Origin of the sequence: Gordoniibacillus kamchatkensis, assembly GCF_000829455.1 — a bacterium.
Taxonomy (GTDB): domain Bacteria; phylum Bacillota; class Bacilli; order Paenibacillales; family NBRC-103111; genus Gordoniibacillus; species Gordoniibacillus kamchatkensis.
Map to the genome: position 1 here is coordinate 29,972 of NZ_JXAK01000034.1, position 21,729 is coordinate 51,700.

Genomic DNA, 21,729 nt, shown 5'->3' on the forward strand with positions numbered 1-21,729 from the left:
GGAGGCCAGATCTGCATCGGACGATGAACCCCGGCCCGGCATCGCCGCTACTCGCAACGGCATCCGGTCAATCCGAATCGAGATCGTCCCAATCCGTGGCGCGGTCGAAGTATGTATCGTGCAGAGCGATTTTGCGCTCCTGCAGCGAAATTCCCCGTTCCTCTAGTACATTATTCAGCGTGAGCCTGGCCAAATCCATCAAGTTGTGATCGCGGCTCAAATGCGCCATGTAGACGCGCTTCAGCTTGCCGTCGATCAGATCGGCCAGCGCTTCCGCCGCGGACTCGTTGGACAAGTGGCCGAGATCGCCCAAAATGCGGCGCTTGATGCTCCACGGGTAATGCCCCATGCGCAGCATTTCAACGTCATGGTTCGTCTCCAGCACGATCGCATCGCAATCCATAAGCTGATCCTTCACTTTGCTGCTCATGTAGCCGAGATCCGTAGCCAGCCCGAGCTTGCGCTTCTCGTGGTAGAAGCAATACCCGACCGGCTCCGCCGCGTCGTGCGAAATGCCGTACGACTCGACCCGCAGCGAGGCAAACTCGACCGTCCCGCCGGTTTCCATCACCTTGCGGTTATGGCCTGCGATATCGCCGATCTGCTTGTCGAGCGCTTCCCACGTCTTCTCGTTGGCGTACACCGGCAAATCGAACTTCCGCGCGATCGCGCCAAGCCCCTTAATGTGATCGGCGTGCTCGTGCGTCACGAACACCGCCTCCAGCTCAGAGCCGGCGATGCCCCGCTCGCTTAGGAGCTGCTCGATTTTTTTGGCGCTGAGGCCGGCATCCACGAGCACCTTCGTCTCGCCGCAATCGACGACCATCGAGTTGCCCGTAGAGCCGCTTGCCAATACGCTGAACCTTAGTCCCATGTTTCCCTGCTCCCATTCCTTCTACTTATTGCCTGTCTGATCTTTCTTCGCCGCGTTCGCTGCGTCTGTCGCGCCCTGCTCCCCTTGAGGGCCTTCTACCGCGCCGTTGAAGCCGTGAATATAATACACGCCGCCTCCCGCGATCGTCACCCGCCACGTCGGCACCATATATTGCGGCTGCGAGTTAAACAGCTGGCCGTGATAGCCGAGCTGAATGTTCGTAATCGTCGCTCCGTCCAACGGATGATTTTCGACAAGCGAGCGGAGCGCCGTATAGGCCGGAAGCACGCGCTGCTCTTTCTGGTCCCCGCCCGAGCCGTTGTCCATCTCGGCGTACGCCTGGCGGTACGCGACGATTTCCCCGCCTTCCTCGTACAGCTCGAGGCGCACGTCGAACATCGGATACGTCGCGTTGTACAGCTGATTGAACACGTACACGCCGTCCGAGCTGGCGACCTGGTCGTACTGATACTCGCCCATGCGCCGGATTTCCGAGCGCGCCGAAATGTCCCGGTACTGGCTGCGGCTAAGCAGCGGGTTCAGCTTAAAATGGGTTTGCAGCCGCACCTTGCTATCCGTCGTCAGCGCTTCGTCGAATTTGACTGTAATGCCTTTCAGCTTCGGCGTTTCGGTCGGAATCGAATCCGGAAACTGGATGTTATGCTGCCGCAGCAGCCGCTTCGTATCTTCCACCATCCCCGTCGTATCAGCCGCCAGCTGGAGCTGGCTCGACTTGCTGGTCCACAGCTGGTAGCCGAGAACGACGTTCAGCAGCAGGAATGCGGCTATGAGAATCGTTTTGGCGCGGCTCCAATCCATCGTCTCTCTACCTCCTGTTCCATTGTCCGGCGGCCGTCTACCTTTATATCCATCTTGTGGAAACGGCTTTCGCCGTCTTTATGGACAAGATTCATTTTCCGTAGCTGAGTCAGCCGAGTATAGTCGAAGCTTATATATTCTGACTCATGAACATGAACGCCCCTGCAGCGCCTTCTCGGCGTTACGGCAAAATTTCCATACTTCCGTCTCGCAGCTCCACTACCCACACCGGGCGCAGCACGAGCGTCTTCTCTTTGACGACGGGATCGTACGCCGGGAACATCGTCGCGATGCTGGACCGTTTCGGATACTCCTTCAGCCGGTTGTCCAGCGCTTCTCCGCCCTCCAGACTGGTTGCCTTCGTATCGGTCGGTCGCGACCCCATAATGATGGTCGAACGCTCATAATGCGATACTGTACCTTTTTGAATCGCCAGCTTGATGCTGCCGAAGCTCTCCGCACGCCTTCCGACGATAGGATAGCGGTCGTAATATTGCCGAAAGTCGAACGTCTGCCCGGCGGTTCCGGTTCCCCGCGTCTCGGTCTGATTAAAGATAAACTTCCCGTTCCATCCCCCATGCTGGTTAATGAACTGAATCGCTGCCAGCAAGTTGTCGCGAATATCGTTCTTCGTGTCGGTCGCCGCCACCGGATCGGAATAGTTCATCCAGCGCAGGTCGCTGCTCAGCTGAAGTCCCCGCTTGCCATCCGTATAAATGACGGAGCCGTCCGTTTCCTTCAAGTTGCGGGTTACGCCCGGATCCACGAACAAGCTCTGCTTCAGCTGCTCTGCCGTAAACTCCGTATAGTTGAACGTATACGCCGTCATCGAGAGCGGCTGATTCGGCAAATAAAAGTCTCCGTTCGCCGAATGGTAGGCCGGATAATCGGCGCTGCTCAAATACTCTTCCAAGTCTTTGGCCGTGAAGTCAGCCTTGATCGCTTCGTACACGGTGTTTACGTTATCCGTGAAAAAGTACGTCTTCACTTCCTGCTTGTCCGGCTTGACCATGATCCAGATGCGCGTGATCACATCCGTGTCGCTGGGCACGTCTCCCTTGAACTGCAGCAGCTTCTGCAGTACGACGAACGGTATGCCGTGTCCGAATCGAAGCTCGATGCCTTGCTGCTTGCTGCGGGCATCGTCCCAATTGACGCCGGCGGTGTACAGATTCGTTTTGCGGAACCCTTCGAAATAGCGCTGCTTCACCTTCTCGAGAATCGTCGGGTAGAACAGATCGCCGGGATACAAAACGCTATGCTGCTGGTTGCCGAAATGCAGCACAAGCGTTTCCGGAAACAGCAAATCCTCGAGCTCGAGCTGCGTCCCTGTCAGCTTCTCGGTCGGCACATAGCCGTTCTGATTAATCGGATCGAGCTTCGGATTGCTGTAAGACAGAAGATACGTCTGGAGCAAGCTGGTGACGACGAGCACGGAAAGCAGCAGCGTTTTCAGCTTGTCCATCATACTGCGTCATGCTCCTCTCCCTGCATCGGCAGTGTGAACGTGACGATCGTCCCTTTGCCGAGCTCTGAGTCCAAAGTAATCGTGCCGCCGTGCGCCTTGATTATTTCCCGGGCAATCGACAGCCCGAGCCCCGTGCCGCCCATATTGCGCGATCTGGCTTTGTCGACCCGGTAAAAACGCTCGAATATGCGCGCCAAGTCTTTCTTCGGAATGCCGATGCCCGTATCGCTGACGGTCACTTCCAGCGAAGGCCCGTCGGTTTTGCTCACGTCGATCCGGATCGCGCCGTTGTCCGGCGTATATTTGATCGCGTTGGAGACGAGGTTGTCGAGCACTTGGTCGATTTTGTCGCGGTCGAGCATGACGTATTCGATGCCGGGACTTATCTCGATCGCGATCTCGATCTGTTTTTGCTGCAGCTGGAACGAGAACCGGTCGGCCACTTCCTCCAGCATATCGGGTACGCTCGTCCATTCCTTGGCAATCATCGCTTGCTTGGAATCGAGCCGTGACAAATGCAGCAAATCCGTCACGAGCCGAATCATCCGCTCCGTCTCGCTGCGCGTTACGCCGATGAACCGGTGCGCGAGCTGCGGATCGTCGACGGCGCCGTCTTCCAGCGCCTCGAGGTAGCTGCGGATCGTCGTCAGCGGCGTTCTTAGCTCGTGCGATACGTTCGCGACGAACTCGCGCCGGGACCTCTCGAGCTTCTCTTGCTCGGTGACGTCCTGCAGCACCGCAATCGTGCCGGACAAGCCGTCCCCGCGATAGTGAGGCGAGGTGAACGTCACCCGGACGTGCAGCGGCTCTTCCTCGCCCCGCTCCAGCTCCAGCATAGCCAGGCCCGAGCCGCGCTCCTGATAGCGCTCCGTCTCATCCTCAGGGATGCCGAGCAAGGCGAACAAGCTTTGCCCGACCGCACTCTGCTCCGCGATCCCCAAAATTTGCTCCGCCGGCCGGTTCATCAAAATAATTTGGCCCTTCTCGTTCGCTGCGATGACCCCGTCGTTCATGTTGGCGAGAATCGAAGCGAGCTTCTCCTTCTCTTCCTCATGCAGCGACAGCGCCTCGCGCAGCCGCTTCATCATCATATTGAACGTATGGCTCAGTTGGCCGATTTCGTCGTGCGACCGTACGGCGAGCTGCCGCGAAAAGTTCCCTTCGGCGATTGCGGTCGCCTGCTTCGTAATCTCTTTGATCGGACTCGTGATCGTGCCGGACAGCACGACGCCGAGCATCGCCGTCAGCCCAAGCGCAATGAGCGTTCCGGAGATCAGAATGCCGTTGATGCGGTTCATCGTGTCGTACATATTTTGCATCGAGGCGATGACGTAGACGGCACCGACGACTTTGCCGCCGCTGCTGACCGGCTTGGCCAGCACCATTTTGCGTTGGTTGTCCGTATCGGTAAACATGCGCTGGTTGTCCCTGATGCCCTGCAGCGCATGAATGACTTCCATCTGCGTGTTTTTCTGGCCGACGAGCGACTGATGGTTCGGCTGCGACGTCGTCAGCACGATGCCGTTGGCGTCGATAATTTGCACCTCGGAATTGCTGAGCGCGAACAGGTTGAGCACCTCGTTCAAGTCGCTGTTCGCCTTTTTGCCGTCGCCCGAGGCGGTTTTCGAATCCGGCGTCGCCGTCAAATTGCCCGCCACGAAGCCGGCGAGAAGACTCGCTTGCTTGTCGGCCGAGTCGATAAAATCGGTCTTGAAGTAGTTCTCCAGCGTCTTCACGAAGTAAACGCCAATAAGCTGCATCGCAATAAGGATCAATAGGACGTAAATGATAATGAGCTTCGCCTGAATCGATTGGAACAAGCGAATGCGCTTCATGTCACCATCCCCCGGCTTTGGCACCCGGACTGCGCATCATGTAGCCGAGACCCCTTCGCGTCGTGATGTACTCGGGCTTGCTCGGATCGTCCTCCAGCTTCTCCCGCAGCCGCCGGATCGTCACGTCCACCGTCCGCACGTCGCCGAAATACTCGAAGCCCCATACCGCCTGCAGCAAATGCTCGCGGGTCATCACCTTGCCGGCGTTTTTGGCGAGGTAGTGGATGAGCTCGAATTCGCGATGCGTCAGATCGAGCTGCTGCCCGTCTTTATACACCATGTACATGTCCGTGTCGATGAACAGGCCGCCGAGCCGCATGCCTTGCGGCTGCCCTTCCGGCTCCTGCTTGTCCGCCGCCGCATGCGACTGCCGCCTTAGCTGCGCCTTTACCCGGGCCAGCAGCTCACGCGCGCCGAACGGTTTCGTGACGTAATCGTCTGCCCCCATTTCGAGGCCAAGCACCTTGTCGATTTCGGAATCTTTGGCCGTCAGCATAATGATCGGAATGTTCGACTTCGCCCGGACTTCCCGGCATACGTCCATCCCGTCCTTCACCGGCAGCATCCAATCGAGCAGAATGAGATCGGGCTGTTCGGAGAAAGCGAGCTCTACCGCGCTGCCGCCGTCATAAGCGCAGACGACCTGGTAGCCCTCCTTCTCCAGGTTGAATTTCAATATATCCGCAATCGGTTGCTCGTCGTCCACAACGAGAATTTTACCGTGCATCGTCTTCATCCTCCTGACCGCGCGAACGCCGCGCTTCGGCCTTGCACACGCTTCCTTCCCTCCATTGTACCGCATCCTGGCCCCTTCCTCAAAGGAAAAGCTTCTCTCCGCTGCAGTGGAAAAAGGGGCTTTCCGGCATGCCGCCGGAAAGCCCCCTTTTGCATCGATCGTTTACATGTATAAATATTTCAGCGGATTCTCGAGACCGCCGTTCTTATGGATTTCGAAATGCAGATGGACGCCGGTCGCATCGCCGGTAGCTCCCATCGTGCCGATCTTCTCGCCTTTCTCGACGATCTTGCCCGCGCTTGTGGAGATGACGCTCAAATGTCCGTACAGCGTTTCGAAGCCGTTCTGATGATTGATAATAATATAATTGCCGTAATCGTCCTTGTAGCCTGTCTCCACGACTTTGCCGTTGTCGGCGGCGAGAATGCTCTTGTTGCCGGTAATGTCGATGCCTTTGTGCAGCTTGCCCCAACGCATCCCGAACGTGCTCGAAACGGATGGGCTCAGCACCGGCCATGCAAACTTGCCGGAGCCTTCGCCGAGAATGACCTTGGTGCCCTTCTTCGCTTTGGCGGTGACGGGCGGTTCGATCATTTCCTGGCTCTGCACTTCCTCGGATACCATCTGGCCGTCGACCTTCGTGACATGAAGCGTGATCTTCTTCAGTCCGTTTTTGCCTGCCGAGATCGGCTGGATGACGCCCGCCCGGAGCGTATCGTCCTTGACGTACTCGGTATCGAACGGCACTTCCTGGTTCTCGACGACCGTCTCTTCCGTCCTGACGGACAGCGGCGGCTTCAGTACCGTGAGGTCGAGCTTGTCGCCGACTTTGATCATATCGTCGTTAATCCACGGGTTCTTCTGGTAAATGAACTGCTTCGAAATCCCGAACTTCTTGGCAATGCATGATACGCAGTCGCCCTTCTGTACGACGTAGGTCGTCGGCTGCGTGTCGCCCGTCTGCAGCTTCTTCAGCACGTCATCCGGGCTCATGACATCGGTCGGGTTGATTTTCACTTCGTTCAAGTCTACGTTTTGCACGAACTCGATTTTATCCAGCTTGCCGCTCGGCTGCTGCGCCGCATCGGCCGACATCACCGCCACCGGCGCTTCGTCCTTCCCTTTCGGTATGAACGGAGCCTTGATTTTGTCGAGAATGGCGTTCGCCGTCTCCTCGTCCTTCACGAGACCGAATACTTTCCCGTCGATCCGCAGCTCGACGCCGAAAGCTTGAGACTGAAGCTCGCGGTCGAGGCCGGCCAGCACGGCGGCGTTGTCCGCCGGCTTCTTGAAAGCCCTTTCAACCTGGAAGGCGACCCCGTCTGCCGCTAGTTCCATATGTACGTTTGGAAACTTCTGCTTCAGTTCGGCTTTCTTCTGATTGATGTAATCATTCACTATGTTCTTGTTGTCGACTATTCCTATATCCGCTCCGTCTACCAGCACGTGATAGACTTCGACCATATTCGCTTCTACATAACGGTGCCCGACCACGACCATTACGGCAGTGAGTCCGAGCACGCTTACCGTCTGAACGATAGGCCATTTGTGCTCACGAAGCAGTCCCCATGGGCTCTTCGCTTGCTTCTGGCTCGTCTGTGAGCCGGTCAAGCTTGCTGTCTGAACCGCGTCGTCCGTCTCCTGCGCTTTGCCGCGCCGCGAGAGAACGCTGCGAATCCAGCGAATTCCCCTGAAATCTGTCATGTTCTTCTCCTAATCGTTGTTTCCGGCGATTTGCGCGCTCTGCAGCATAAAAACGCCTGATTTAGTGACAATAACCAGCGTACACGCCTCACTAATTACTGTACCACAACGAAACTCCTCGTTTCAACAAAATCCTACATCTCTGCTAAGAGATTGTGAGGTTCTTGTGAACTGGCGGCGAACGGCGAAGAAGCATGAAGCGGGGCGTTTCCGAGCGCCCCGCTTAATATTTTTGAATAATATCCAGGATCTGCTTGTAATCATCCTTCGGCAAATTTTTTTGCAAAATATCGTCGATCTGCTTCATCTCGTCGGCCGTAATGCCGTCCTCGACCAGCGCCGATATGCGCTGCAGCTGCTCGGGCGGGAGCTTGCTGGCGAGCAGCGAGAACAACTTCATTTTGTCCTCGCTCGACATGGCGGCCTTCTTCTTCGCCAAATCGTCCGCGGATACGACGAGGCCGGCGAGCCCTTTGCCCGTTTGACCCGAGTCGGAACCTGCCGTCGTGCCGGAAGCTGCTGCCCCCGTTCCGCTGCGCGTATCTCCGCCTTGGCTCAGCCGCCCCGACACGGCCACGGCGTCCTCCGGCACTTTTTCCTCCGTCTGCGGAGCTTGCCGCCCTGCGTCCCGCCGCTGCCGCCAGAGCGCGTATCGGCTCCGTTCGTGCTCGTCGCGCTGTCCGGCGAAGCGGGCTGCGCCAGGGCGGGCGCCGTTTTGCCCGATGCGGCTTCCTTGCCGGGTCTTGGTTTGATCATATGCCAATCCTCGCCCAGTCTTGCAAGAACATCGGAAAATTGAATCTTTTTCCCTACATTCGACAGCTGAAACTGCTGCAGCATGCTCTCCACATACATATTAACGACAAACCAGGCACTGAACAGCGACAAGCCTGCCGTGACGGCAACACGGAGGCCCCAGCGCGCGAGCCATAAGAGCAATTTCATGAGCGCTACTCCTCTTCTCTCGGTTAAGAAGAAACGGTCCAGGCCGGCCGCTCCAGACGGCCTTCCGTTTCTCGCACGGAAGAAGCCAAGTATAGAGCGCAAGCGATATACTTCCTGATGGATCAAGACAGATGTCGACCAGTTTCTTCCATCCAGTATTGACATAAATCGAGAGATTTAACGCGTGCCGCGCAAAAAAAGGTCCCTTGCCCCACAACGGGCAAAGGACCTTCAGCAAAACAAGATTACGAGTAAATCGGCCTTACGAGATTCGTCTGCTCGCGGTTGCGGCCGACGGAGAAAATCGAAATCGGGATGCCGGTAAGCTGCGACACCCGCTCCACGTAATGGCGGGCATTTTCCGGCAAATCGCTCAGCGAGCGGGCACCGGAAATGTCTTCGTGCCAGCCGGGAAGCTCCTCGTAGACGGCTTCGCATTCCGACAGCATGTTGAGGCTGGCCGGATAATGCTCGATCGTCTCGCCGCGGTACATATATTTGGTGCAAATTTTGACCGTATCGAGGCCGGTCAGGACGTCGAGCGAGTTGAGCGACAGCCCCGTGATACCGCTGACGCGGCGTGCGTGGCGCACGACGACGCTGTCGAACCAGCCGACGCGGCGCGGACGTCCGGTAACGGTGCCGTACTCGTGGCCGGTCTCGCGGATTGCGGTCGCCGATTTCGTTATGCAGCTCGGTCGGGAACGGGCCGTCGCCGACGCGCGTCGTATACGCCTTCGCTACGCCGATAACGTGGTGAATTTTCGTCGGACCGACGCCCGAGCCGATGCAGACTCCGCCCGCTGTCGGATTCGACGATGTGACGAAAGGATACGTACCTTGGTCGATGTCGAGCATGACGCCTTGCGCCCCTTCGAACAGGACGCGGCGGCCTTCGTCGATCGCGTCGTTCAGCACGACCGATGTGTCGGTCACATACGGGCGCAGCTTCTCGGCATAGCGAGGTATTCGCTCAAAATCGGCTCCACATCGAGTCCTCTGCCGCCGTATACTTGCTCGATCAGCTGGTTTTTGTCGGCAACGAGGCGGCGCAGCTTGCGCTCGAATTCCCCCGCGTCCATCAGGTCGGCGATCCGGATGCCGCTGCGCGCCGCTTTATCCATATAGCACGGGCCGATGCCTTTGCGGGTCGTGCCGATTTTGCCGTCGCCCTTGCGGTCTTCCTCCAGCCCGTCGAGCACGAGGTGGTACGGCATGATGACGTGCGCGCGGTCGCTGATTTTCAAATTGTCGGTAGTAAAGCCGTTATCGTGAATGTACTGGATCTCTTCGAGCAGCGCTGCCGGGTTGATGACCATCCCGTTGCCGATGACGCAAGTCTTATCGTTATAAAAAATACCCGACGGAATCATCGTCAGCTTATACTTCTTGCCTTGGATCAAGATCGTGTGTCCGGCGTTATTGCCGCCTTGATAGCGGGCGATCACCTCGGCGTTCTCCGCCAAATAATCGGTAATTTTGCCCTTGCCTTCGTCGCCCCATTGGGTCCCTACAACGACCACGGTTGACATGATGGCGCACTTCCTCTCACCCGGGCGTTCTGCCCGCAAAATTGGCGAAATCCGGATTTGCCGGTTTCGCCGCTTTTAGTGTAGCAATTTAGCGCGCCAAAGTCAAATAAAAACGAACGATCACACCTGACCAGGTATAATCGTTCGGGATTTTGTTGATACTAGTAGGTTGTGCTGCGGTCTATTGAACATGATGCCGGCTCAGTCCGTTTTTGCGGCGCTTATTTCTCGATCGTAGCCCACTTCAGCTCGAAGTCGCCGCCCATCGACGGCAAGATGAGCCCTTTGACGTAAGGCTTCACCAAATACGCTTGCGTACGGAAGTAGTTCGGTGCGATCGGCATTTCTTGCATGAGAATCTTCTCTGCATCGACGAGCATTTTCGTGCGTTTCGCCGTATCGAGCTCGGCCTTGGCGCCGTTCACCAGCTTGTCGTATTCGGCATTGGAATAGTCGACCTCGTTAAATTCGCCGCCGGTGATCCACATATCGAGGAACGTCATCGGGTCGTTATAGTCGCCGTTCCAGAGCGATACGACAACTTCGAAGTTGTGCTGCGACTGGCGCTCGATGCGGAGCGCGTGCGGAACCGGTTCGGCGACCGCGTCGAAGCCCAAATTTTGCTTCCACTGGTTGAGAATGAACTCCAGCGCTTTTTTGCCGCCTTCGTTATCGTCGGCAATCACTTTCAGCTGCGGCATTGCCGTCAGGCCGGCTTCTTTCAACCCGTCTGCGAGAAGCTGCTTCGCCTTCGCCGGATCGTATTTCGGCATCGTGACTCCGGCCGTCTGCCGGAACTCTTTGCCGTTGCCGTCCATCATCCCTTTCGGAATAAGCCCTTCGGCGGCGACGGAGCCGTTGCCGAGCACCGTATCGACGTAGCCTTGATTGTCGATAGCTAGAGCCAGGGCCATGCGGATTTTGGCATTTTTGAACGCCGGAACGTTCTTTTCGCCGAACATCAGGTACGACGTCGTCAGCTCGCGCTTCGGCTGGAAGTCCGGCTTGTTTTTCCATATGCCTACGAAGTCGCGGCTAATGTCGGCCACGTCCGCTTCGTTCGTTTCGTACAAATTCATCCCCGTGTTCTGGTCTTTGACGATGTTGAACACGGCGCGGTCCAGCTTCACATTGTCTTTGTCCCAATACTTGTCGTTTTTGACGAGAACGAGCTGTTTGCCGTGGTCCCAGGACTCCAGCTTGAACGGTCCGTTGGGCAAAATCTTGTCGGCGTCCATGCCGAATTTGTCGCCAAGCTTCTCGACGAAAGATTTTTGCAGCGGATAGTACGTCTGGAACGCCATCAAGTCCGTAAAGAAGGGCACAGGCTGGTCCAGCGTAATTTCCAACGTTTTCTCGTCGATGATCTTGACGCCGAGCTCTTTTTTCTTCGCTTCCACTTCTTCCGGCGTCTTCGCCGCCAAAATCGCATTCGCGCCTTTGATGTAGGAGAGCATGAACGAATATTGCGCTTTCGTCGCCGGATCGAGCGCGCGCTTGAACGCGTAATCGAAATCGGCGGTCGTCAGCTTCGAGCCGTCGGCAAACGTCAAATTGTCGCGCAGCGTAACGGTGTACGTTTTGCCGTCGGCGGACACCTTCGGCATATCTTTCGCGAGCGCAGGCTGGGGCTTGCCGTCTTTGTCGATGCGATAGAGGCCTTCGTTGACAGCGCCGATAATCGTGAACGCGGCCGCGGCCGTCGATTTCGAGCTGTCCAGTACCGGCGGTTCCGCGCGAAAATTCAGCTTCAGCTCCTTCGGCCCCGAGGCCGCCTTCCCGCCTTTCTCGGCGGCTGTGTTCGTGCCGCTGCCGCTTGCCGCACCGCCGGAGCCGCTGCTTTTGCCGTCGCCCCCTGTGCCGGTCGCGCAGCCGCTCAGCAGCGTCCCCGCGAGCACAATCGCGGACACGAGACTTGCCCATGTTTTCCTAGCCAATGGATGATTCCCCCTCATGGATTTGGTTTGAGCCCATGGTAGCATCTTCCATGTCCCTGCGTCATGGGATTGTTGTCCCGAGCAGGCGGGATATTGTGTCCCGGTCGCACAGGAAATCATCCGTCGGTTAATATTTTCCCGAAGGAGCCGTCTACGGCGACAAACTGCTGCTATCGCAGGCTGCAGCCGCGGTTATAGCCAGGTTACCCTACCGCCCCTTTCTGCTCATCGGCAGCCCGGAGGTCCGCCGCCGCGCTTCCGCCGTGCACAATGCCGCCGCTGCCTTCGAGGCCGCCGAAACGGCGGACCGGCAGCCGGACGTACACGGTTGTGCCCTCCCTGGCTGCGGCGCTGTCGCCCGAATCTTGCACCGGCGCCGCAAGCGCGGCCGCAGCAGGCGATGCCGCGTCGGGACTGCGTCCCGGGCCATGGTCGTACCCGGCAAACACTTCGATGACGCCGCCGACTTCTTCGGCGCGCTCCCGCATCGAATGCAGGCCGACGCCGGGCGTGAACTCTTCGTCCGGCAGTCCCTTGCCGTCGTCGCTCACGACAAGGTGCAGCCAGTCATCCAGCCACAACCGCACGTCGCAGCGCGACGCCTCGGCATGGCGCACGACGTTGTTCATCGCCTCCTGGCCGATGCGGAAAGCGGCCACCTCCACCGCTGCCGGCAGCGGCGGCAGCGGCTCGGGCCCGGCAACGGCAATTTGCACGCGCTCGCCGGGATACTGCGCAGCCTGCTGCCGCAGCGCAGCGACGAGCCCCAGCTCGTCGAGCGCGGGCGGACGCAGCGCGTAGACGACGCGCCGGATGTCGGAAATGGCCAGCTGCAACTGCACCCGCATGTTGGCCAGCAGCTCTTCTGCGCGCTCCGGGTTGCCCCGCACGAGACTGCGCGCCACGTCGAACTGCAGCGTCAAGCCGGCCAGCGTCGGGCCGAGCCCGTCGTGCAAATCGCGCCGCAGCCGGCGACGCTCCTCTTCGCGCGCCAGCACCAGCCGCTCGCGCGAGCGAACCAGATCGAGCGTCACTCGCGCCGAGTTCACCGTCCCGCCGATTTGTCGCGCGAGGTCGGCGATCAGCCGCATCTCTTTTGCCGTGAATGGTTCGTCCGGGCCTCTGGTGCTGACCCGCAGCGCGCCGACAATGTCCGATTGATAAATGAGCGGGAACGCATGCAGTTCAAACGTCTGCTCGCCGTGCGCCGCCACCACCCGATGCCGCCCGGCCTCCTGTAGCGAAATGGCGACATACGGCAGCTTGAGCACCTGGGCTACCGTCTCGACGACGGTCGTCAGCACCTCTTCCTGCGGTCCGATCGCTTCCAGCCTTTGACCCAGACCGGATAAAATCTCATAAGGATCGCCGCTGTTGCCGTAGAGCACCTGGTTGACGATAGCTTGCAGCTTCACTCGCAGCGGCTGGAACAGCACCGCAATGAGCCCCGTCGCCAGAAACGATGCGAGCCAGTTGAAATTGCCGCGGTTTTGCAGGAGCATGCCGAAAAAGCCGACGACGAGCACGTAAATGCCGACTACGCATGCGCTGAGCAGCATATACACGGTAGCTCTGCCGGCAAAGCTGCGGATGCTCCAGAGCTGGTATTTGACGATGGCGATGCCGATCGAGACGGGAACGAGCATGTGCGCGATCGAGAAAGCGATCGTCGAGCCGACGATGGGCCCGATGCCGCGGTTCGTCACCCAAAATTGATCCCATACTCCCGTGACGACAACAAACACGATAGCGCATACAAACCAGCGGATTTGCAGCTGCTCATGCGCCTTCGCCTCGCGATACCTTCGAATCTGGGCATACAAGGCTACAGCATAGATCACAAGCTGCGTCGCGATTGCCCCTGCAGGCCAGTCGGGCCTCGGTACGGTAAGCCCGGCTGCGGCCAAGGCGGCATAGCCGAGGGCGAGCGCCACCGACCAGCGGGGGACGAACCGCCCGTTCGGAAACGTAAATACGAGCGCCCAGTAGCCGACATGGATAACCTGAAACCACGGAACCGCCCAGCCCCACATCGGAGGATAAGCGCGCAGCGAATCGACAAGCACGATCGCTCCCGACGCCAGCAGCACGTACGCGACGAAAAGCCCATATACTTCTTTCATGTTGCGCAGAAACACCAAGGCGGCCACGAGGAAGTAGACCGCCCCTACGAGGCCGTCGCAGGCAATTTGAAACCATTTGTAGGCCCCCAGAACTCCCCAGCCGTACAGGACTTTGGCGTCCGCCCCATTCAGCTGGTAATAATCGGAGCAACCGATGTAATATTGGTCGCACACAATGTCGTACAACCACCAACGAAGCCGCAGGCTGTCCAAATAGATATAAAGGAACACCGCAGCAGCCGCCAGCCATACGAAACGAAGCCCTTGCAGAAACGGGCCCTCCACGCGACGCCACCATTCCCGCATGCGCCCTTACCCCAATCCCGCTTCCCGCGCCCGAATGATCGCCTGCGCCCGATCCGCCACCTGCAGCTTGTTAAAAATATTCGACACATGATTGCGCACCGTCTTCGGACTGAGCCCCGTTCTGGCGGCAATGTCGCCGTTATTGAAGCCTTGGGCGATATATTTCAAAATTTCCCGCTCCCGCTCCGTCAGTTCGGGGAACAGCGGCGCCGCAGCGCCGGGGGCGAGCGTGGAAAAGTAGTGGATCAGCTTCTTCGCAATGCCCGGGCTGAAAATCGCTTCCCCGCTCCCGACCGCACGGATCGCCCGCAGCGTCTCCTCCTGGCTCGCGCCTTTGAGCAAATAGCCCCGCGCCCCTGCCTGCATCGCGGCGAAGACGGAATCGTCGTCGTCGAACATGGTGATGACCAGAACGCCGATGTGCGGACTCGTACGCAATATCGATCGCGTCGCATCAATGCCGTTCATGCCCGGCATGTTCAAATCCATGAGCACGATATCCGGCTGCAGCGAAGCGGCCAGCGCGATCGCCTCCGCCCCGCTCGCCGCTTCGCCGGACAGCTCCAGATCGGGCACGCCTTCGAGCAGCAGCCGCAGTCCGTCGCGGAACAGCGGGTGATCGTCGGCAATAATAATTTTGACTGGCTCCATGAAACCGGTCCCCCTCTCGAACATCCACCTGTCAACCGCCCAAAATTTCCCTTTGTCCCCTAGCTTAGCATCTTCGCGCTATATTGTCATGGGAATAACTTCAGACTGCCCGAGAAAGAATGGCTGCGCTGCGGATTGGAAATACGGATCTCCGGCTTCGCCCACAATCGTGTTCCAACTTCTTCGACCCACATTCCCATCCTCCGCACCGCTTTTCTCGGGCAGCCCGGTATACCCAGCAAAAAAAGCTCCCAAGCGGCTTGACCACTCCGCTCGAGAGCTTTTTCCATAGCTATGCAATTCAGCCGCAGCACCGCTGTTCCGTCAATGGCCGCTTGCAGCCGCCACTTCCTGATGCGAACGGTCGAGATTGACGAATTTGTTGAAGTTTTTCAGAAACGCCAGCTCGACCGTGCCGACCGGGCCGTTCCGCTGCTTGGCGATGATGATTTCGATGATGTTCTTTTTCTCGGATTCCTTGTCGTAGTAGTCGTCGCGGTACAGGAACGCCACAATGTCGGCGTCCTGCTCGATCGAGCCCGATTCCCTGAGGTCCGACATCATCGGCCGCTTATCCTGCCGCTGCTCGACGCCCCGGCTCAGCTGCGACAGGGCGATGACCGGCACGTTCAGCTCGCGCGCGATCTGCTTCAGCGTCCGCGATATTTCGGACACTTCCTGCTGCCGGTTGTCGCCTTTGCCGCGGCCGTGAATGAGCTGCAAGTAGTCGATCAGAATCATGCCGAGCCCTTTCTCCTGCTGCAGTCTGCGGCACTTGGCGCGGATGTCGGCGACCGTGACGGACGGCGAATCGTCGATGTAAATGTTCGCCTCGGAGAGAGCCCCCATCGCCATCGTCAGCTTCTCCCAGTCGTCTCCTTCCAGATAACCGGTCCGCAGCCGCCCGGCGTCGACGTTCGCTTCCGCGCACACCATACGGTTGACCAGCTGCGCGGCGCCCATCTCCAGCGAGAAAATGGCCACCGTCTCCTTCGCCCGCACGCCGACGTTCTGCGCGATATTGAGCGCGAACGCCGTCTTCCCCACGGAAGGGCGCGCCGCGACGATGATGAGGTCCGAGCGCTGGAAGCCGGACGTCATTTTGTCCAGGTCGGTGAAGCCTGTCGGGATGCCCGTTGAGCCGCCCTTATGGTTGTACAGGAACTCCACCCGCTCGAACACTTCCATCAGCACTTCTCGGATCGAGACGAAGCCCGTGGACGAGCGGCGCTGCGAAATTTCGAGAATGCGCTGCTCCGCTTCGCTCAGCAGTCCGCCGACGTCTTCCCCTGCCGCATAGCCGTTCGAGGCGATCTGCGTCGCCGTGCGAATGAGCCGGCGCAGCATCGACTTCTCTTCTACGATCTGCGCGTAGTAATCGATGTTGGCCGCCGTCGGCACCGCCTTGGCCAGCTCCGCCAAATAGCTGACGCCGCCGACTTCCTCGAGCTGCCCTTTATCCTGAAGCCGGGCCGTCAGCGTGATGAGGTCGACCGGCTCGTTCTGCTCGGCCAGCTCCACTATCGCTTCAAAAATGCGCTGGTGCGAGCCGCGGTAAAAGTCGTCGCCCGTCACCCGCTCCATCGCGGTAACCAAAGCTTCACTATCGAGCAAAATCGCCCCGAGCACCGCTTGCTCGGCTTCTATATTTTGCGGCGGTATGCGATTGTCCAGCAATTGGTCTGCGTTCATACCCGGGTACTCCTCGCTTATAACGTACTTATGCAGCAAAAGGAACCGGCTTTCGCCGCCCCTAGCGGCGGGTGGAGTTGCGCCTTCCCGCCATGCTGCCCTTTAGTCCAAATGAGCCGAGCAATCCGCCCTAAGGCGAAGCCCGGCCCAGTTCCGTCACTTCTCTTCGGTTACGTGCACGCTCAGCGTCGTCGACACTTCCGGGTGCAGCTTTACATGGACTTTGGTCACGCCGAGCGTGCGGATCGGTTCGTCCATGACGATTTTCCGCTTATCCAGCTTGATTTTCATTTTCTCCAGCTCGTCCGCCACTTGCTTATTCGTAATCGCTCCGAACAGGCGGCCGCCTTCGCCGGCCTTGGCCCGCAGCTGCACGGTCAGCTCCGACAACTTCGCGGCCAGCGCCTGGGCATCTTGCTTCTCCTGCTCCTTGCGCCGCTCTTCCGCTTTCTTCTGGTTGTCGAGCGTCTTGACCGCGCCTTCCGTCGCCGGTTGCGCCAGCCCCTGCGGAATCAGGAAATTATGCGCATAGCCTTCGGACACGTTCTTGATTTCGCCTTTCTTGCCTTGGCCTTTCACGTCTTTCAGGAAAATGACCTTCATTGGAATAACCCCTCCTCTTGCTCCATTTGCTCCAGCACCGCTTTCAGCTTCTGCTTCGCTTCGGCAATCGTGCCTTCGAGTTGCGCAGCCGCGATCGTCAGTTGGCCGCCGCCGCCGAGCCGCTCCATCACAACCTGCATATTGAGCTGTCCGAGCGAGCGGGCGCTGATGCCGATCCGTCCGTCCGGCCGTTCGGCAATCACAAAAGAGGCTGTAATATCCGTCATATTGAGCAGTGTATCAGCAACCTGGGCAATCATCAACTGTGAATATTTGCGTCCCGGCTCGGCCGCCGCGAGCGCGATATGCTCATACAAAATCTCGGTGCTGCGAATGATCTCGGCTTTCTGGATATATCCTTCCAGGTCTTCCTTGAGCAGCCTCTGGATGAGCGCCGAATCCGCGCCGCTTCGTCTCAGGTAGGATGCCGCCTCGAACGTCCTCGCTCCCGTGCGCAGCGAGAAGCTCTTCGTATCGATGACGATGCCGGCCAGCAGCGCCGTCGCCTCCAACACTTCCATCTGAATCCGCTCGTGGATGTATTGCAGCAGCTCCGTAACGAGCTCGCATGTCGAAGACGCGTACGGCTCCATATAAACGAGCATCGCTTCCTGGATAAACTCCTCACTGCGGCGGTGGTGGTCGACGACGACGATGCGGTGCGTTTGCTGCAGCAGCTTCGGCTCGGCCACCATCGATGCCTTGTGCGTATCGAGCACGACGGCCAGCGTCCGCTGATTCGTAATTTGCAGCGCCTGCTCCGGCGTCACGAACCAACGGTTCAAGTTCTCGTCGTCCGAGATCGCTTCCATGAGACGGGCGATCGACGGATTGACGCCCTCGAGCACGATGTAGCCTTCCTTGCCGACCGTCTGCACCGCCTTCAGAATGCCGACAGACGCCCCGATCGCGTCCATGTCCGGGTACTTGTGCCCCATAATGATTACTTTGTCGCTTTCCTTCATCAAATCGCGCAGCGCGTGCGAGATGACGCGGGCCCGCACCCGGGTCCGCTTCTCCACCGCGTTCGTGCGTCCGCCGTAGAACGACAGGCGCTGGCCGACCTTGACCGTAACTTGATCGCCGCCCCTTCCGAGCGACATGTCGAGCGACGTCTGCGCCATCTGCCCGAGCTCCGTGAGCGTGTCGAAGCCGGAGGCGATGCCGATGCTGAGCGTCAGCGGCAGCTTGTTTTCGATCGTCAGGTCGCGCACGTCGTCCAAAATTTCGAAGCGGGACTGCTCCAGCTTCCTCAGCGCGTTCTGATCGAGCAGGATGAGGAAGCGGTCCGAAGCGGTGCGGCGAATATAAATGCCGTTGCGATTCGCCCATTCCGTAATTTCGCCCGTTACCTTCGCCAGCAGGATGCTTCGCGCCTGATCGTCGAGCCCTTGCGTGCCCTCTTCGAGATTGTCCATCATCACGATGCCGATCGCCAGCTTCTCTTCCTCGTACTTTTTGTGCAGCGTGAAATACGCCGTGTTATCGCGAAAATAGAGCAGCCGCTCCTCCGGGCGCACCCATACCTGGTACACGTTCTTGCCCACGGTCAGATCAAGCCGCTCCTCGCGCTCCTTCTTGATCTTCAGGTCAGGGAACAGCTCGGCGAGCGTTTCGCCGATGACCGAATCCCGGCCGAGCATTTTGCCGAGGTACGGATTGTGCCACTCCACGATTTTGTCGTCGTTGTATAGCAGCATGCCGAGCGGCAGCTCGTTCATGACCTCAGCCCCGGCCTTTTTGACGCGGTGCGAGATCGTGCCGATATATTCGTTCAGCTCCCGCCGGAACGCCGTCTCCGCCCGCAGCGTATAGAGGGCCAGCACGCAGCTGGCGATGAGACCAAGCGTCCCCAGTATCCATTGGAACGCGAGCAGAATAATCGATAACGCGACAAGCAGCACGAACGTCCACACCATATGAAGTCCGTGCCATCTTTTCAGAAGAAACTTCGGCATCGCCTCTTGCCCTTCTCTCTACCCATTTTTCCGAAAACGCTCCCGAATCGGCATAGCCGCATCGAGCACGCCTAGCAAGCTGTAGATAAATATAAGCAGCGGAAACATCAGCACGAGAATGACGATCGCCACGATCGGCAGCGCTTTGGTGCGATGCTGCTCGTGCGCGATAAAAAATAAAAAAGACAACGCCTGCAGCGTGAAAGCAAGCAGCAGCAGCGGAAGCAAGTTCATCAGCAGCGTCGACATCATCGAGCGGTCGCTCGCGGGCAGCACCAGATCGAACAGAAACGCCGCGATGTAGAGCCAGACGAACGTCTTCGGAAGCCGCCACTCGCGAAGCGGTTTCACCCCCGGCAGCGCTTCCCCCATCCGGTTCAAAATGCGGCGCGCTACCGCGTGGTTGACAACCGCATAGTAATAGGCGAATAAAATGAGCTCCAGCGGAATGATCTGAATCAGCATGCTGACGTACTGTTCGGGAGTGACCTGCATCATGCCCATGACGGCCGTCGGCAGCGCGTTGACGTATTCCAGCATGAACGAGTGAAACTTCGAAATCGGATCGAAACCGAGCGCATAGCCGATCAGTAGCGTCAGCAGCGTTTCGGCGAGCAGGGTGACGGTCCCGGCCGTGAGCGCCGTTTTGCCGGGTGCCTTCTTCTTGTACAGATTCCCCATCACGATGACGGGAGGCAGGAAAAATAGCGAAATCGAGACGAGCATCGGCCCGGTCCACGCCGTCAAAGCGTACACCGCGGCAAGGCTCAGCACATAAAACAAAGCGAATCTTTTCGTATCCAGCTTCACGTACAACACAAGCACCGGCACCATCAAGAAGCTCATGGTCAGGAGCAGCGCGGGAGTGAGCAGCGATAACAATAGCAGGACGTACACAATACTCCAAACGATATAAGGCCAGCTGCGCCGATTACCCAACCGTTTCACCTCTTACGCAAATGTTCTTCCAGGGCCGATATGTCGCCGTACCAATCTTCCAGCTGATGCCCGTCTATGCGATGCTTCTTCATTTTCTCCAGGATCGCGTCGTCTAAACTGCGGTACGTAATGCCGAGCCGGCGGCCGAGAATGTAGCCCGACGACACGAGGCTGGCGAGCGCATCCACCATTTTCGCGTGGCTGCCTTCCCAGATGCCTTTCAGCAAATGCGCGACGTGATCGACGACCTCGGTCTTGAGCCATTCGATCACTTTCGCCCGTCGTGCGAGATCGACGTCCCTCTCCATATGCGACACTGGCGACCTCTCCTCATTACTCTTTCCCCCGATTATAACATAAAAATCCTGCCTGCATTAAGAGGATGAGAAATGGGCCGATTAGCGAACTTCGATGCGATCTCCCTTAGTCGTGGGCGTCGAGATCACCAAAAACTCCGTCGGCTCCGCCGACTCGTTCGTCATGCGATGCGGTACGCCAGGCTCGATCGCGATCCCTTCATGCGCATTAAGCAGGGTGCGCTCCCCTTTTATGTACATAGCCGCCTGGCCGGACAGCATGAAGAACAGCTGCTTCGCCCTCACATGGTAATGCTCCGTCTCGCTCGTCCCGGGCGGCATGCGTTCGTGAATGACGCTGCGGTCCGGCTCATCCGCAAGCCTCCAGCCGTCGCAGTTTTCCCCCCAGACGTAGTGCGGCTCGTTCATTTTGCTCACTTTCATTGCGATTCCTCCTTCATTGAATGGAATATGAAAAACAGCCGACCTATCGGTCGGCTGTCGCTCTTCGTTGCCTTATTCCGTTGTGTACGGAAGCAGCGCGATTTGGCGGGAACGCTTGATCGCTACCGTCAGCGCACGCTGGTACTTGGCGGAAGTGCCGGTTACGCGACGCGGAAGAATTTTGCCGCGCTCGCTGATGAACTTCTTCAGCGTATCGATGTCTTTATAATCAATGTGAGTGATTTTGTTCACAGTGAAATAGCAGACTTTCCGGCGCTTGCCTTTGCCTTTGCGGGGCGAGAATTTACGCTCGGCGCGCTCTTCGCCGCCTTCGTTTCTTTTGAAGCTCATTCGTTTCAGTCCTTTCTACTTTAAAATGGCAAATCATCATCCGAGATGTCGATCGGTTTCCCGTCATCCTGGAAAGGATCCTGCATGTCGCGCTGTCCTCCGCCGCTGCGGCTGCCGCCAGCGGAACCGCCGCCGGCCGAGTAGCCTCCGCCTGCGCCTTCCTCGCGATTCGCGCTGTTAGCCGACTCCAGGAACCGTACGTTGTCCGCCACCACTTCGGTTACATACACTTTCCGGCCTTCGTTGTTGTCGTAGCTGCGCACCTGCATGCGGCCTTCCACCGCGGCGAGAGTCCTTTGCGCAAATAGTTCGCGCACGTCTCGGCCAGCTGTCGCCACGTCACGATCGGGATGAAATCGGCTTCCCGCTCGCGCGTTTGCGAGTTGGTGAACGGCCGATCCACCGCCAGCGTGAATTGGGTTACGGCGACGCCTGCAGGGGTATATCGCAATTCGGGGTCTCGGGTCAGTCTCCCGATCAGAATGACACGGTTGAGCATGGGCGAATCCTCCCTGG

The 21,729-nt window shown here is 58.4% G+C and carries 18 protein-coding genes and 2 pseudogenes; all 20 read right to left on the reverse strand.

The genetic code is table 11. The features are described 5' to 3' along the window. Nucleotides 1–67 precede the first annotated feature (67 nt). Nucleotides 68–874: an MBL fold metallo-hydrolase gene (locus tag SD70_RS18895; protein WP_041049078.1), complete on the reverse strand. Its 807-nt coding sequence runs from the start codon at nt 872–874 to the stop codon at nt 68–70. A 21-nt stretch (nt 875–895) separates the two neighbouring features. Then, the gene (gene yycI, locus SD70_RS18900; RefSeq protein ID WP_082053488.1) at nt 896–1,693 is read right to left on the reverse strand and encodes a two-component system regulatory protein YycI; all 798 of its coding nucleotides are present in this window, start codon (nt 1,691–1,693) and stop codon (nt 896–898) included. A 181-nt stretch (nt 1,694–1,874) separates the two neighbouring features. Next, nucleotides 1,875–3,161: a YycH family regulatory protein gene (locus SD70_RS18905; protein ID WP_041049079.1), complete on the reverse strand. Its 1,287-nt coding sequence runs from the start codon at nt 3,159–3,161 to the stop codon at nt 1,875–1,877. Continuing rightward, nucleotides 3,158–4,996: a cell wall metabolism sensor histidine kinase WalK gene (walK, locus tag SD70_RS18910; RefSeq protein WP_041049080.1), complete on the reverse strand. Its 1,839-nt coding sequence runs from the start codon at nt 4,994–4,996 to the stop codon at nt 3,158–3,160. Before walK ends, SD70_RS18905 begins: the two co-directional genes overlap by 4 nt. Before the next feature lies 1 nt (nt 4,997). Further along, entirely contained in the window at nt 4,998–5,723 is a 726-nt protein-coding gene (gene yycF, locus SD70_RS18915; RefSeq protein ID WP_041049081.1) for a response regulator YycF, read from the reverse strand. A gap of 171 nt (nt 5,724–5,894) precedes the next feature. Continuing rightward, a complete protein-coding gene (locus tag SD70_RS18920; RefSeq protein WP_041049082.1) occupies nt 5,895–7,436 on the reverse strand; it encodes a M23 family metallopeptidase in 1,542 nt (513 codons plus the stop codon). 223 nt (nt 7,437–7,659) lie between these two features. Beyond that, a complete protein-coding gene (locus SD70_RS18925; RefSeq protein WP_052487632.1) occupies nt 7,660–8,028 on the reverse strand; it encodes a hypothetical protein in 369 nt (122 codons plus the stop codon). Continuing rightward, nucleotides 7,992–8,381 (reverse strand): hypothetical protein, encoded by a 390-nt coding sequence (locus tag SD70_RS33620; RefSeq protein WP_052487633.1) that lies wholly within the window; start codon nt 8,379–8,381, stop codon nt 7,992–7,994. Before SD70_RS33620 ends, SD70_RS18925 begins: the two co-directional genes overlap by 37 nt. Nucleotides 8,382–8,626: 245 nt before the next feature. Continuing rightward, nucleotides 8,627–9,913: pseudogene (locus tag SD70_RS18930) on the reverse strand (adenylosuccinate synthase). Between the two features lie 221 nt (nt 9,914–10,134). Then, complete coding sequence (locus SD70_RS18935) at nt 10,135–11,850, reverse strand: peptide ABC transporter substrate-binding protein (protein ID WP_041049083.1); 1,716 nt, start codon at nt 11,848–11,850, stop codon at nt 10,135–10,137. Nucleotides 11,851–12,053: 203 nt separating this feature from the next. Next, complete coding sequence (locus SD70_RS33625) at nt 12,054–14,258, reverse strand: sensor histidine kinase (protein ID WP_197081080.1); 2,205 nt, start codon at nt 14,256–14,258, stop codon at nt 12,054–12,056. 27 nt (nt 14,259–14,285) lie between these two features. After that, nucleotides 14,286–14,930 (reverse strand): response regulator, encoded by a 645-nt coding sequence (locus tag SD70_RS18945; RefSeq protein ID WP_041049084.1) that lies wholly within the window; start codon nt 14,928–14,930, stop codon nt 14,286–14,288. 324 nt (nt 14,931–15,254) lie between these two features. Beyond that, entirely contained in the window at nt 15,255–16,622 is a 1,368-nt protein-coding gene (gene dnaB / locus SD70_RS18950; RefSeq protein ID WP_041049085.1) for a replicative DNA helicase, read from the reverse strand. A gap of 156 nt (nt 16,623–16,778) precedes the next feature. Then, entirely contained in the window at nt 16,779–17,225 is a 447-nt protein-coding gene (gene rplI / locus SD70_RS18955) for a 50S ribosomal protein L9 (RefSeq protein ID WP_041049086.1), read from the reverse strand. After that, the gene (locus tag SD70_RS18960) at nt 17,222–19,183 is read right to left on the reverse strand and encodes a DHH family phosphoesterase (protein ID WP_041049087.1); all 1,962 of its coding nucleotides are present in this window, start codon (nt 19,181–19,183) and stop codon (nt 17,222–17,224) included. The genes rplI and SD70_RS18960 overlap by 4 nt, the downstream gene beginning before the upstream one ends. Nucleotides 19,184–19,201: 18 nt before the next feature. Continuing rightward, nucleotides 19,202–20,122 (reverse strand): DUF2232 domain-containing protein, encoded by a 921-nt coding sequence (locus tag SD70_RS18965; RefSeq protein ID WP_041049088.1) that lies wholly within the window; start codon nt 20,120–20,122, stop codon nt 19,202–19,204. 5 nt (nt 20,123–20,127) lie between these two features. Continuing rightward, a complete protein-coding gene (locus tag SD70_RS18970) occupies nt 20,128–20,430 on the reverse strand; it encodes a MazG-like family protein (protein WP_197081081.1) in 303 nt (100 codons plus the stop codon). A 90-nt stretch (nt 20,431–20,520) separates the two neighbouring features. Continuing rightward, a complete protein-coding gene (locus tag SD70_RS18975; RefSeq protein WP_041049090.1) occupies nt 20,521–20,862 on the reverse strand; it encodes a cupin domain-containing protein in 342 nt (113 codons plus the stop codon). 72 nt (nt 20,863–20,934) lie between these two features. Continuing rightward, complete coding sequence (gene rpsR / locus SD70_RS18980; RefSeq protein ID WP_041049091.1) at nt 20,935–21,213, reverse strand: 30S ribosomal protein S18; 279 nt, start codon at nt 21,211–21,213, stop codon at nt 20,935–20,937. Nucleotides 21,214–21,233: 20 nt separating this feature from the next. Continuing rightward, a pseudogene (ssb, locus tag SD70_RS18985) lies at nt 21,234–21,712 on the reverse strand (single-stranded DNA-binding protein). Nucleotides 21,713–21,729: the final 17 nt, after the last annotated feature.

What these genes read in the sequence shown, in the direction of transcription:
- rplI (WP_041049086.1), bottom strand. Translation starts at nt 17,225, where the DNA reads ATGAAGGTCATTTTCCTGAAAGACGTGAAAGGCCAAGGCAAGAAAGGC.
- SD70_RS18960 (WP_041049087.1), bottom strand. Translation starts at nt 19,183, where the DNA reads ATGCCGAAGTTTCTTCTGAAAAGATGGCACGGACTTCATATGGTGTGG.
- SD70_RS18970 (WP_197081081.1), bottom strand. Translation starts at nt 20,430, where the DNA reads ATGGAGAGGGACGTCGATCTCGCACGACGGGCGAAAGTGATCGAATGG.
- SD70_RS33620 (WP_052487633.1), bottom strand. Translation starts at nt 8,381, where the DNA reads ATGAAATTGCTCTTATGGCTCGCGCGCTGGGGCCTCCGTGTTGCCGTC.
- walK (WP_041049080.1), bottom strand. Translation starts at nt 4,996, where the DNA reads ATGAAGCGCATTCGCTTGTTCCAATCGATTCAGGCGAAGCTCATTATC.
- SD70_RS18905 (WP_041049079.1), bottom strand. Translation starts at nt 3,161, where the DNA reads ATGATGGACAAGCTGAAAACGCTGCTGCTTTCCGTGCTCGTCGTCACC.
- dnaB (WP_041049085.1), bottom strand. Translation starts at nt 16,622, where the DNA reads ATGAACGCAGACCAATTGCTGGACAATCGCATACCGCCGCAAAATATA.
- SD70_RS18895 (WP_041049078.1), bottom strand. Translation starts at nt 874, where the DNA reads ATGGGACTAAGGTTCAGCGTATTGGCAAGCGGCTCTACGGGCAACTCG.
- SD70_RS18975 (WP_041049090.1), bottom strand. Translation starts at nt 20,862, where the DNA reads ATGAAAGTGAGCAAAATGAACGAGCCGCACTACGTCTGGGGGGAAAAC.
- SD70_RS18945 (WP_041049084.1), bottom strand. Translation starts at nt 14,930, where the DNA reads ATGGAGCCAGTCAAAATTATTATTGCCGACGATCACCCGCTGTTCCGC.
- yycF (WP_041049081.1), bottom strand. Translation starts at nt 5,723, where the DNA reads ATGCACGGTAAAATTCTCGTTGTGGACGACGAGCAACCGATTGCGGAT.
- SD70_RS18920 (WP_041049082.1), bottom strand. Translation starts at nt 7,436, where the DNA reads ATGACAGATTTCAGGGGAATTCGCTGGATTCGCAGCGTTCTCTCGCGG.
- rpsR (WP_041049091.1), bottom strand. Translation starts at nt 21,213, where the DNA reads ATGAGCTTCAAAAGAAACGAAGGCGGCGAAGAGCGCGCCGAGCGTAAA.
- yycI (WP_082053488.1), bottom strand. Translation starts at nt 1,693, where the DNA reads ATGGATTGGAGCCGCGCCAAAACGATTCTCATAGCCGCATTCCTGCTG.